Here is an 11,920-nt window from a genome sequence, read left to right on the forward strand (position 1 = left end):
TCCGTCATTCATTCCATCTTATGATTGCTACTACGCCACCGCCATGTGATTAACGTACTTGCGATTATCGCTGATAGCGGGAAGTCGATCCAGACACGACCTAGCCAAGCCAACGCTTCACCGGGAGCAAAGATGACGAGTAACTCCGTTGTTAGCCATGCTGCCAGTAGACCGATCACTGCCATTGTCATCCCCATAACCGCTACCAGCGCAAAATGAGGCGTGCGGGTGACCCAGCTCTTATGTACACCACGGCTCTGTAACCATCGTCCAAGGAGCGCGGCAATGAATGCGGATGTTCCGCCAATCGTGGTGAATGCACCTATTTGCAACCCATTGTCAGCGGTAATCCATCCTCCAATACTCGCCATGATCGCAGGAGACAAATAAGCCATGATTACCTCTCTCCATAAAACAAACCCCGATTTTGCAGGATTACGCATGTTTTTCACCTCCTTTCCCCTGTTTCAAAAAATAATTAGGAACCTAACTATATAAGGATGAAAATGGGCTAGTTGCCTAGCCCGTTTTACTGCCTGCTGCTTGCTATTCTTCTGTCAGTGCCAAGATGCCTTGTGTCACGCGGCCCAGCAGGTCGAGAAACACACTGCGCTCCTCGGTATTGAGCAATCCGACCATCGCTTCCAACCTCGCAAAGTGCTCAGGCGCCATTTCACGCAGCTTGCTAGCTCCGAGCTCCGTTAAAATGACTGATTTTTGCCTGCCATCTTTTGCGCTCGCTCGTCGTGAGACTAGGCCATCGCGCTCGAGGATGTCGATCAGACCGGTAACAGTAGCGCGTGTTACCCCCAGGTGCTCTGCCAATTGTGACGGCAGTACTTCCCCTCCGTTATCTTCAAGGTCTGCCAATAACCGATATCGTCCCGTTGATAAGCCGAATCTGGCAAAATGCATTTCGGCCGCATGCCCAAGCTTGGCTCCTGCCTCCATCAGCCTGGCGGCGACGAGTACAGCTTGTGCATCAACATCGAGACCATACCGATCAATCTGGCGCTGCGATTGAATTAGCGATGGGATCGCGTCTTCTTGTTTTCTTCCGTTTAAATGGTTTGTCATGGACATAGTATGGCACCTAACTATTTTCCTGTCAACACGTCTTCTCTATTTCGGTGCCATCCTGATTGCCCCATCCAGCCGGATCGTTTCTCCATTCAACATCGGATTGGTGATAATGCTGTTCACGAGCATCGCATATTCTTGCGGGTCACCCATGCGAGCGGGAAAAGGGACAGTTGCACCCAACGCAGCTTTTTCAGAGCGCGGGAGCTGATCGAACATTGGCGTGTCAAATAGACCCGGAGCAATCGCCATCACGCGTATGCCATACCAAGCCAGATCTCTTGCTAGCGGCAGGGTCATGCTTACAATTCCGCCTTTGGAGGCGCTATAGGCAACCTGCCCCACCTGCCCTTCAAAAGCCGCCACCGATGCGGTATTGATGATGACACCCCGCTCCCCCTGTTGGTTCGGCTCGTTTCCTGCCATTTGTTCCACCGCCAATCGAATAACATTAAAAGTACCGATCAAATTGACTGAAATAACTTTGCTGAAAGATTCCAGTGGATGTGGCCCGCTTCGCGACAGCGTTTTTTGTGCCAAACTGATGCCCGCACAGTTGACCACAGCGTGAATCGTTCCGAATGTGCCAGCAGCCTGATCGATTGCCTCCCTAACACTCACTCCACTCATGACATCCGTATGCACGAACAAAGCATTTTCGCGCCCCAGCTCATTCACCAGTGCTTGCCCCTTCTCTACCGTCAAATCAAGAATGGCTACTTTTCCCCCGTGTTGAACTACATTCCTCACAGCGGCTTCTCCCAAACCGGAAGCACCACCCGTTACAATGGCAACCACTTCCCGCATATCCAAGCCATTCTCTCCCTTCCTCTGCACTTGCATCCGCATTCAGAAAAAAGCTCTGCAAGTTGGATACCAACCGAGTTCCCCCTTATCGTACGTGGTTTTTGCGAGTGACAATCAAGTCTGCACGTTCTCAAATCCAGACAGGTATGAGACATATGTGTCCGGGCAAAGGACAGTTGGGCTTATCCATCTCCAACATTTTAGGGCTTGCTATTTCCAATCCATCCCACTATATTTTACTTACCGGTAAGTAAATAAAAGTGGAGAGGAAAGAACCCGGATGAAAGTGTCTTCTACCAGAGTCATTGGTCTTGATTTTGCGAGGGCGTGGGCCATGCTGGGGATGATGATCGTCAACTACGTCGTCATCTTGAACGCAGAGCATAACGGACCCGACTGGCTTATCGCTTTATCCAGTTTGTTTCAAGGCAGAGCATCTACTGTATTCGTTGTTTTAGCGGGAATTGGCATTGCGTTTATGACAAAAAAAGCGAGGACCTCAGGCGACCCGGCCCTCTTGCAGGCTAACCGCCACGTCCTTTGGAAGCGCTCCTTGTTTTTATTTGTAACCGGGATGTTGCTTTATCTCGGTGGTTGGAGCGGCGACATCCTGCATTACTACGGTGTCTATATGCTTATCGCCTCCTTCCTCCTCATCGTATCGGGGAAAACACTTCTTGTCGCCTGTAGCGGCATCCTGCTCACAGCTCAAACGCTACAATTGTCGCTTAACTATTTGCAAGGGTGGGACCCGCGGCAACCATTTATCCAGTACCTTGATTTTTGGACAGTCGAGGGATTCCTGCGCAACCTGCTGTACAATGGCTATCACCCGGTTTTTCCATGGATGTGCTTTTTCCTTCTCGGCCTGTGGCTTGGTCGACGAAACCTGCTTGATCGATCTGTACGCAAAAAAATGTTGGGCTGGGCAACTGCCCTGTTCGTCAGCTTGGAAGTTTTATCGTATGGGTTGATCAAGCTCTTTATTCCGGTTGTCGGAAGCGAGAGCGCCCTATTTTTATGGGGAACAAAACCAGTTCCACCCAACCTGTTTTATGTGCTGTCCAGCTCAAGCACCGCTGTTATCATCATCCTGTTGTGCGTCAGCTTTGCGGAAAAATTCGCAAACAGCTGGTTTACACAGACATGCGTAAAAACAGGTCAGCTAACACTGACACACTACGTCAGTCATATCATTGTCGGACTCAGTTTCCTTGCCTTGATTGGCAGACTCGAAAATCAATCGCTCGCTTTTGCGATGCTCTACGCCGTAGGATTCTTCCTCTTTTCCATTGTGCTCTCGCTTTTATGGAGACGTTGGTTCGAGCGGGGACCGTTGGAGTGCTTCATGAGAAAAATAAGTGGGTAACCATTCTGTGGGTTCATCCGTCTGCTATATAGGAGAATTTTTCTAATCATTCATACACCAAATTCGAAGTAGTCAGACGAACTGGAGATGATCTCATGAGTCCTATGGTTTTTTTCAAAAAGGCTGTCCCCGCGAACGCAGAGCAACTCACCCAAATTGCTATTCGCTGCTTCGCAGATGACGTCCAAAAGTACGGAGAGGGCCCTGCCGGACATGACCAGCCTGACCAGCATATTTTGTTCATGCAAAAGGCCCATTACTATACGATCTTGCTGGATGACCAGATCGTCGGCGGTTTTTGCCTCATTCCAGTCGATCATGAGCATTTGGAGCTGGGGATCATCTATGTCGATCCTGATAAACAAAATTTGCGTATCGGCACCCAAACTATGCAGTTCATGGAGGCCGCATATCCACACATCAAGAAATGGACGCTCGATACTGGCTATGAAGCGGTACGCAACCAACACTTTTACGAGAAATGCGGTTACAAAAAAGTCGGCGAGACTGAGCCGAACGCAGCGAATGGGTTTTATAAATTCAAGTACGAAAAACGGATACCTAAATAGATAGATGGAAAAGGGAGAACAGCTACTGGCCATTCTCCCCTTTTTCTTTTGTCGCCCTTATTTTCGAATGCCCTTCTTGGTCGCCAATTCCAAGTAGTACGTCGTTTCTGCCTGTGTTTCCTTTGTAAATGCTTCACTTGCCGCATATGCCGGCTCCACTTGGATTTCACTCAGCTTTTGCAAAAAGGCCGGGTCCTTATCCATCTTGGCAATCGCTTCTTCCCATTTGCGGATAACCGACTCTGGCGTTCCTTTAGCAAAAGACACTCCGGTCCACCAGAAAACCGACAAGCCTTGTATGCCTTGCTCTTCCGCAGTCGGGACATCAGGAAGGAACGGACTTCGCGTATCACCGGATACGGCGAGGATTTTGACCTTGCCCGCTTGCAGCATCGGCATGATCTCTCCTACTGTATGTACCGCCAAAATCGCGTGCCCTCCAGCGACTTTCGGGACGGAATCAGAGGCTCCTTTCGTCACGATCATTCTCGTCTTGGCGAAGTCAGCCCCGATCACATCCAGCCATTCTGCTACCCCAAAAGCGGAAAAACCTGCTGGCCCTACAGAAGTCCATGTTAACTGCTCCGGATTCGCACGCACCCACGCGGAAAATTCAGCGAAATCTTTCCAAGGCGCGTCGGCTTTCACAGCAAAAGCAAGCGTCCCTTTGCCAATCCTGGCTGTATAGACTTGATCTTCGTTTGTAATCGGCGGTGTTTTCATCCCGGCAGCGAGCATCGTCGTATTGGATACATTGACAGCAAGAGCTGTGTAGCCATCGCTTTTGGCTTGCTTTAAAGCATACTCCGCTCCTACCGCCCCACCACCTCCCGCCTTGTTGACGACGACGATGGGCTGCCCCCATTCCTTGCTCAAATAATCTGCTGCCGCTCTGGCCACGAGATCGACTCCGCCCCCGGCAGAATACGGCACGATATACTCCACCTGCTTCGATGGATAGGCCGACTCGGCTGTACCTTGATTTCCACATGCGCTAACGGTTGCCGCCAAAAGCAACGACATCATGACAGCCGCCCATTGTTTATATCCTTTCAAATGACTCTTCCTCCCTACGCAACATCTACTCCCCGGTCTCGCTCTTCTTTTAGCCGTTGCTGTGTCCGGCGGTTCAGCATCATGGAGATGATCAAGAGTGCTCCAGCTACCAGTAAGATGGTCAACGATAGGGGCCGAAACAAAACAATACTGAGATCACCCGCGCCCATCGCCATCGTTTGAATGAAGGATTCTTCCAGAAGAGGTCCCAGAATGAAGCATAAAACCAGCGGAACAACTGGCCATTTATACTTGGAAAAAACATACCCAAGTCCGCCAAACAGAAACGCTACCCACACATCAAACATGCTGTTCCGCACACTGTATGCCCCAATCGTGCAGAACATCAGGATGATTGGAGCCATGATGCCATACGGTACCCTCGTTAATTTGACCCACACCCACACCATCGGGAGGTTCAGTACGAGAAGCATCGCATTCCCCACGAACATCGAGGCGATGACCGTCCAGACAAAGCTCGCATTTTGTTCAAACAAAACAGGGCCTGGCGTCAACCCGTAGATCATCAAGCCTGCCAACAAAATCGCCAGTGGCGGTGAGGATGGAATTCCGAGCGAAAACAGAGGAATGAAGCCAGCACTGCTGGTCGCATTATTCGCTGCTTCTGGTGCCGCTACCCCTTCGATCGTTCCCTGACCGAACTTCTCGGGATGCTTCGATAGCTTTTTTTCCATATCGTACGCCAAAAACGACGTGATCGCAGCCGAACAGCCCGGCAGCAATCCAAGAAAAAAACCGACAATCCCGCCCCTCAGCATAGGCCCGGCACTTACTCTCAGGTCTTCCTTTTTCGGGTAGACACTGCCTGGCTTGCCAACCAGAGTAGCTGCGCGTTTTTCATCAATTCCTTTGAGGACTTCTGTAATCGCAAACAACCCGATAATGATACTAATCATGTCAAAACCGCCTACCAATGCGGGGACGCCGTAATCAAAGCGCGGCATTCCTGAGGATGGTCCCAGCCCAACTAAAGCGAGCGTATAGCCGAGTGCCCCCATCAAAAACGATTTGACCAATGATCCTCCTGATAGACTGACCATCAGCGTGAGAGCCAAAATCATCAGCGCAAAATATTCAGGCGGTCCGAATTTTAATGCTTGATCTGCCAGAATCGGAGCGAAAAAGACGAGACCGATTACCCCCAGTACCCCTGCACCAAACGAAGCCAGTGCAGATATCCCCAATGCCGGTCCACCTCTCCCTTTTCTCGCGAGCGGATAGCCGTCCAGACACGTCGGGACTGACGATAGCTCCCCCGGGATATTGAGCAGAATCGCTGTCGTCGAACCACCGTACATGGCACCGTAATAAATCCCTGCAAGCATGATCATCCCTTGTGTCGGCTCCAGTACGGCTGTCACCGGAAGCAGAATCGCGATGGCAGAAGTGGGACCGAGACCGGGCAATACGCCTACAAAGGTGCCAATAAGAGCGCCGAGTGCTGCCATGAGCAGATGCTCCGGCGTGAGGGCTGAAGCAAAACCAGCCAGTAGTAATTGGAACGTCTCGATGATCAGCACCTCCTTATCATGCTTGCTCTAAAACCAATCGCCTCCAGGCAGTGTGATATGCAGCGAGTAGATGAACACCACATACAGTCCCCCTGTCAAAAGGACGGAGTACACGATGGACGTACGCCACCGATAGCTGCCGATCAGTATAAAAAAGGCAAAGGAGACAAAGAGCGTCGCCAGTGTGTAGCCGATCGCGCCGAGCAGCCAGACATACAGCAACAGGAATAAAAAGCAAAGCAACAGGCGCAGCCTTTTTCCAGGAAAAAGCGGTCCGGGGTTTGGCGAAGAGGCTTCCTCCGTCACACGGAATGATTGGACCAGCAACACACCTCCTAGCAAGAAAAACAATAAGCCGAGAATCGCAGGCAGCGTGTGATCCCCTACGTACAAGGACGTCGAAAATGCCTCCAGACGATAGGCCTCGAATGATAGGACGACTCCAAGAAACATACTTAGGAGGGCACCGATAAAATCTGGCTGATTATCCGGGCGTCTCATGTGTATCACCTCAGCAAAAAAGCTACCACCAGCCTATGGCACATGCGCCCATTGTGTGCGAAAGCATAAAAAAACTACCATAGCCAGTCCGCACGGGACACAGCATATGGTAGACGTTAGATTTCGATTTGGCTGCTTAGACGAATTATGGCATGGGCGACTTTCGCTTCATACGTCTCATTGCTTTCGAACTCGCTCCAGAGCTCTTTGTTATCGTCGTTCGAAACATCGTGGATCATGAGCATTTTCAAAAGCTTCTCCATATTGGCTTGATTGCGGATCAAATGAGGCTCCATCCGCTTAACTACCATCCATAATTTTTGCGAATTGACCATCGTCGTCGTTCCCATCTGCATCCGCTACCTCCACACCAATTATAACTATATATAACTAGTTATAATTAATTATAACGAATTACTCAAGTAAAAATGTTGTCTTCCGACTGTTGTGGCAAGCGGAAGCCCTGTCACAGGGCTTCTGTACAGCTTTGGATTTCATTTTGTACGTATAAGAAATGCCCTCCAATTGGAGGGCATTGATTGTATGGTTCAGTATGTTGCTTATGTTTCTACTATCAGAGAAAAAAGATAATTACCAAGGCTCCGGCCAGCCATATTGTATAATCAGATTAGACTGCTTGGCTGGTTGTTCTACTAAAACTGGCATTGTAATGAAGGCGGTTAACATACACAAAGACAATATCCATTTCTTCATGACCTATACCTCCTGTTTGGATCTATGATTACTTCCATTATACACGTTTACCAATTTATGGAGTATACCAAAAGGAAGATTTTTTTTCTGTGACACATAGAATTCAAAAAGAACACTCAGACTCTTATCCGCCTGTTTTATCTCATTGATTGCGCGATAGTAATTCACGCTCTCCACAAGACTATCGATTCCTAAGTCTGCTTCGTTTTTTTGAATGTAAAAGATGCCCTTCGTTCGGAAATACTGTCCCATTTGATTGTATTGATTCGGAGTAGTTAAATTTTCTGGCAAGATCGATGCTTCTGCCAAAAATAGTTCACGGATTTTCTCGTCTTCTCCTACCTGGATATAAATCTCCAGCAAATCATTCGCGATCACAATTTTGTCATCCTGTGCTTGTTGCGCCAGACACTCTTGTAATACCGGAATGGCTTTATCAAATTTCCCCGTCTTTCCGTATAGTTTCCCCCGAATATGTCTGGCATGTTTATGCACCTCGGGATAATCGAACATTTCGTATCTCTCCAGATAAAAATGTCCCAATGTATAGTCTTCCAGTTCAAAATAGGAAATGATGATCGCAAGGATCGCTGCTGCTTTTTGCTCACTCTGACTATGATCGATCTCAAGTCCTTGTTTACACAGATGAATACAATCTGAATAGAATCCAAGACGCAATGCATGGAAGGAAAATTTATAGTAGGCCAAAATCCGCTCATTGATATGCAGATAGGATGTATAGTGTAATAGCTCCTTGCCTTCTACATAGGTTTGATCTAGCTGACTTAGATTTTCACGTCGAATCATGTATCGTTGGAAAAGCGATCTTGCCAGATACAAAGGAATTCCATTCTCACGCGAGTAGTCACAGATCACGTCATAAAGAGCCAAGCGCAGTTCTTCATTCGCTTCCGTTCCAGCGGTTTGATACAGATAGTCTAAAGAAAGAAATGTATTGCTTTTGGGGCAATTTAACAATTGCAAAGCGACTTTGTTGGTAAGTACCACATTCTTCTCTTGCATCACTGCCTCTAATAGAGTCCGAAGTGTCGCTTCGCGCTTAATTTTATGTAAATAGGGTACGATCGCTGTATATAGTGGAATATCTAGTTCTTTTGCCAGTTTCATAACATGCTGCATGTTTGGTAAAGTAAAGGCATCGGATTCTATCTTACTAATGGTTCCAGAAGCTACACCTGTTCTTTCTGATAACTCAGTCAGTGTTAAGTTTGCTCTATTTCGATATACTCGTAATATGCCCCCAAAGGTCTTTCCCTCTGAAATCACAGCAAATACACCCTCCTGATGATTCCTTTTTATGGATATGATAGCACAATAAACCACGATTGATATAATCGATTTGAATCATTTTTTAAATAGATTACACTTTTTACTGATTCAGTGTTACTACCATTATGCAGACAGCTTTTCTTGGCATTCAAGGGATTGCTTAATCATATCAGGATTTTTGTGTCTATTGGATTTAAAAGTGAAGAAGCGGGAACGGGTAATTGCTTTAATAGTTCTATCAGTAGACTCCCAGGTTCACTTGCAAAAATAAACAAAAGCTACGTAGGAAGAAGTGAATTTCCAGTCCAAGCGCCTCTGGAGCCCGCCCCAGCTCCGGAATAAATGGCGGGGAATTTCAGCTTCACCTATGGATTACCTCATCGAAATATCTACGTTTGAAGCGCTCCCGCCATTTATTTCGGAGCGGACAGTCTTAGCCCCCTAGCAGGGCGTAGGCCGAAGCGTAGACTGGAAATTCGCTTCTTCCCCACACTGCAGCTTCTTTTATAAAAAGAAAGCTGTCGCCCAGCCCATGCTTACGAAAAGCATAACCCGACAACAGCTTCATCTATCCTTCCATTACTCCATCGTCAAAACAACCCGACCGTTGATTTGACCTTTTTCCAAACGCTCCAATACATCGTTGATCTGATCAAGCGGCTGCGTCTCGATGATCGCCCGAACCTTGCCGCGTGCTGCAAAATCAAGCGCTTCTTGCATGTCCTTGCGTGTCCCCACGATGGAGCCTTTCACCGTCACGCCATTCAACACCGTGTCAAAGATCGGGATGGGCAACTCTGCATTCGGCAAGCCAACAACAACGAGAGAGCCGCCGCGTCGAACGGATTTGTAGGCTTGTTCAAAAGCCTTCTTGGTAACTGCCACGCTGATCGCACCGTGGACACCGCCCACCTGCTCTTGAATGGCTTGTACCGGATCAACCTCACTGCCGTTTACTGTCACATCTGCCCCTAGTTCTTTGGCCAAGTCCAGTTTTTCCTTGTGAATATCGACCGCTACGACATTGTACCCCATCGCCTTGGCATATTGGAGAGCCACATGACCCAAGCCGCCGATGCCGTAGATCGCCACCCATTCACCCGGCTTCACGTTTGCTACCTTCAATGCTTTGTACGTGGTTACCCCAGCGCACAGGATTGGCGCTGCTTCCACATCGCCCAGCTCGTCAGGAATGCGTGCCACGTAAGCAGCAGGCGCTACGCAATATTCGGCATAAGCACCGTCGGCGGAATAGCCCCCGTTTAACTGCTGCAAGCACAGTGTCTCCCACCCTGTCAGGCAGTAGTCGCATTCGCCGCAAGCGGAGAAGAGCCACGGAATGCCTACCCGATCACCAATTTTTAGCGAGGTAACGCCTTCCCCGAGCTTTTCGACAACACCTACGCCCTCATGTCCAGGAATCAAAGGCAGCTTTGGCTTCACAGGCCAATCCCCATGTGCCGCATGCAGGTCCGTATGGCAGACACCACACGTCTTGATTTTTACCAGAACTTCACCGTGTCCGACCTCTGGAATGGCGACTTCCTTTACTTCCAGCTTTTGATGGAACTCGTTGACTACTGCTGCTTTCATCTTGACCTTCCTCCTCTTTTTTCCCCTTCAGGCATGTGCGCAAAGGGCAGGTGTTCTTCCCGCCTCCTACTACTTGCAAGCAGTATGCCAAAATGAAAGCGCTTCAAAAATGAGTCATTACGCGGATTCTTTTCTTTCAAGCAGCCGATATTGCGGCACATGAGCCGAAAAAACGGCCCACCTGCCAACCTTTTGGCCGAAAAAGGGTATTCCTCCCTGCCTGCTGTATTACTACGTAGTGGAAAAAGGAGGCGAACGCATGCAAATATCCAAGTTCATGACACCGGAAATTATTTTTGGGAATCACTCTCTCGGACAGGTAGGGGAAAGCTTGCGCCGATTAGGAGCTTCTCGGGTCTTTCTTGTCAGTGATCCTGGTGTCGCAAACGCAGGCTGGGTCGAGCGGATCATCTCTTACTTACAGCAGCAAAAGCTCGATTACCATCTATGGACAAACGTGACAGCCAATCCGAAAGATTACGAGATTCATGCCGGGATTGCTGAATATCGCGCCAAGGAGTGCAATGCCATTCTCGGTGTTGGCGGGGGCAGTGCCATCGATGCAGCCAAGGCAATTGCACTGTTGGCTACCAACGAGGGCAGCATCGTCCAATATGAAGGCGTCGATAATATCCAGCATCCTCTTCCTCCCATGGTAATGGTACCGACGACAGCCGGCTCCGGTTCGGAGGTTTCGCAATTTTCCATTATTGTGGATAGTGCACGCAAAGTGAAAATGACGATTATCTCCAAATCGCTCATACCCGATATCGCTATCATCGACCCGCAAACCTTGATGACCAAGGACAAGCTGCTCACTGCCAATACAGGCATAGATGTGCTGACACATGCTATTGAATCGTATATTTCGCTTGCCGCAACGCCGCTGACCGAAGTGCATTCGCTGCAAGCTATGCGTCTCATCGCCCAGCATTTGCGCCCATCTGTCGCCAGTCAATACAATACAGAGGCCAAGCAAGCGATGGCCATGGCGAGTCTTCAAGCCGGAATCGCTTTTTCCAACGCCATACTCGGTGCTGTGCATGCCATGTCCCATCAGCTCGGGGGATTCCTCGACGCTCCACATGGCGAGGTGAATGCCATTCTGCTCCCCCACGTACTTGAGTACAACTACATCGCGGCCCCGGAAAAATACAGGCAAATCGCAGAATGTCTCGGTGAAAACACGGTGGGCTTGAGCACACATGCCGCCTCTCGACTCACATTAAAAGCCGTCAAGGAGCTGGTAAGCGATCTGGAGGTGCCCCAATCCTTGTCGGCCATTGGGCTACATCCAGAGCAAATCGACCTGCTCAGTTCTCTCGCTGTACTGGACGTGTGCATGACGACCAATCCCCGCGACATGACCGTCCACGATGTCGCGACGCTGTTTCGCCAAGCCTTGTAGG

13 protein-coding genes are annotated in these 11,920 nt (G+C 49.1%); 3 read left to right on the plus strand and 10 right to left on the minus strand.

The genetic code is table 11. The features are described from left to right. Positions 1 to 8: 8 nt before the first annotated feature. From FO446_RS22755 to FO446_RS22765, 3 genes are all read right to left on the minus strand, one after another. Entirely contained in the window at positions 9 to 443 is a 435-nt protein-coding gene (locus tag FO446_RS22755) for a hypothetical protein (protein ID WP_237899140.1), read from the minus strand. Positions 444 to 546: 103 nt separating this feature from the next. Next, entirely contained in the window at positions 547 to 1,077 is a 531-nt protein-coding gene (locus FO446_RS22760) for a MarR family winged helix-turn-helix transcriptional regulator (protein WP_237901085.1), read from the minus strand. Between the two features lie 45 nt (positions 1,078 to 1,122). Then, positions 1,123 to 1,893 (minus strand): 3-hydroxyacyl-CoA dehydrogenase, encoded by a 771-nt coding sequence (locus FO446_RS22765; RefSeq protein WP_221867966.1) that lies wholly within the window; start codon positions 1,891 to 1,893, stop codon positions 1,123 to 1,125. A gap of 274 nt (positions 1,894 to 2,167) precedes the next feature. Here FO446_RS22765 and FO446_RS22770 point away from each other — a divergent pair, with 274 nt between their 5' ends. Continuing rightward, on the plus strand, positions 2,168 to 3,256 hold the full coding sequence (locus FO446_RS22770) for a DUF418 domain-containing protein (RefSeq protein WP_237899143.1): 1,089 nt from the start codon (positions 2,168 to 2,170) through the stop codon (positions 3,254 to 3,256). A 95-nt stretch (positions 3,257 to 3,351) separates the two neighbouring features. Continuing rightward, entirely contained in the window at positions 3,352 to 3,825 is a 474-nt protein-coding gene (locus FO446_RS22775; RefSeq protein ID WP_221867964.1) for a GNAT family N-acetyltransferase, read from the plus strand. A 57-nt stretch (positions 3,826 to 3,882) separates the two neighbouring features. On the opposite strand, the gene FO446_RS22780 is transcribed toward FO446_RS22775, so the two are convergent. From FO446_RS22780 to adhP, 7 genes are all read right to left on the minus strand, one after another. Beyond that, positions 3,883 to 4,881 carry a tripartite tricarboxylate transporter substrate binding protein gene (locus tag FO446_RS22780; protein ID WP_237899144.1) on the minus strand — a complete coding sequence of 333 codons (999 nt, stop codon included), beginning with the start codon at positions 4,879 to 4,881 and terminating at the stop codon, positions 3,883 to 3,885. 14 nt (positions 4,882 to 4,895) lie between these two features. Further along, a complete protein-coding gene (locus FO446_RS22785; RefSeq protein WP_237899145.1) occupies positions 4,896 to 6,422 on the minus strand; it encodes a tripartite tricarboxylate transporter permease in 1,527 nt (508 codons plus the stop codon). 18 nt (positions 6,423 to 6,440) lie between these two features. Then, the gene (locus FO446_RS22790; protein ID WP_237899147.1) at positions 6,441 to 6,914 is read right to left on the minus strand and encodes a tripartite tricarboxylate transporter TctB family protein; all 474 of its coding nucleotides are present in this window, start codon (positions 6,912 to 6,914) and stop codon (positions 6,441 to 6,443) included. Positions 6,915 to 7,030: 116 nt separating this feature from the next. Continuing rightward, positions 7,031 to 7,270, minus strand: a complete 240-nt coding sequence (locus tag FO446_RS22795; protein WP_173610165.1) for an HD domain-containing protein — start codon at positions 7,268 to 7,270, stop codon at positions 7,031 to 7,033. Between the two features lie 235 nt (positions 7,271 to 7,505). After that, complete coding sequence (locus tag FO446_RS28960; protein ID WP_016742160.1) at positions 7,506 to 7,628, minus strand: hypothetical protein; 123 nt, start codon at positions 7,626 to 7,628, stop codon at positions 7,506 to 7,508. Between the two features lie 3 nt (positions 7,629 to 7,631). Continuing rightward, positions 7,632 to 8,915, minus strand: coding sequence for a helix-turn-helix domain-containing protein (locus FO446_RS22800; RefSeq protein ID WP_173610164.1), 1,284 nt, complete (start codon positions 8,913 to 8,915; stop codon positions 7,632 to 7,634). Positions 8,916 to 9,497: 582 nt separating this feature from the next. After that, positions 9,498 to 10,511, minus strand: a complete 1,014-nt coding sequence (adhP, locus tag FO446_RS22805; protein WP_047074185.1) for an alcohol dehydrogenase AdhP — start codon at positions 10,509 to 10,511, stop codon at positions 9,498 to 9,500. A gap of 259 nt (positions 10,512 to 10,770) precedes the next feature. On the opposite strand from adhP, the gene FO446_RS22810 reads away from it, so the two are divergent. Beyond that, on the plus strand, positions 10,771 to 11,919 hold the full coding sequence (locus FO446_RS22810) for an iron-containing alcohol dehydrogenase (protein WP_237899148.1): 1,149 nt from the start codon (positions 10,771 to 10,773) through the stop codon (positions 11,917 to 11,919). The last annotated feature ends 1 nt before the right edge of the window (position 11,920 follow it).

Origin of the sequence: Brevibacillus brevis, from assembly GCF_022026395.1 — a bacterium.
Taxonomy (GTDB): Bacteria; Bacillota; Bacilli; order Brevibacillales; family Brevibacillaceae; genus Brevibacillus.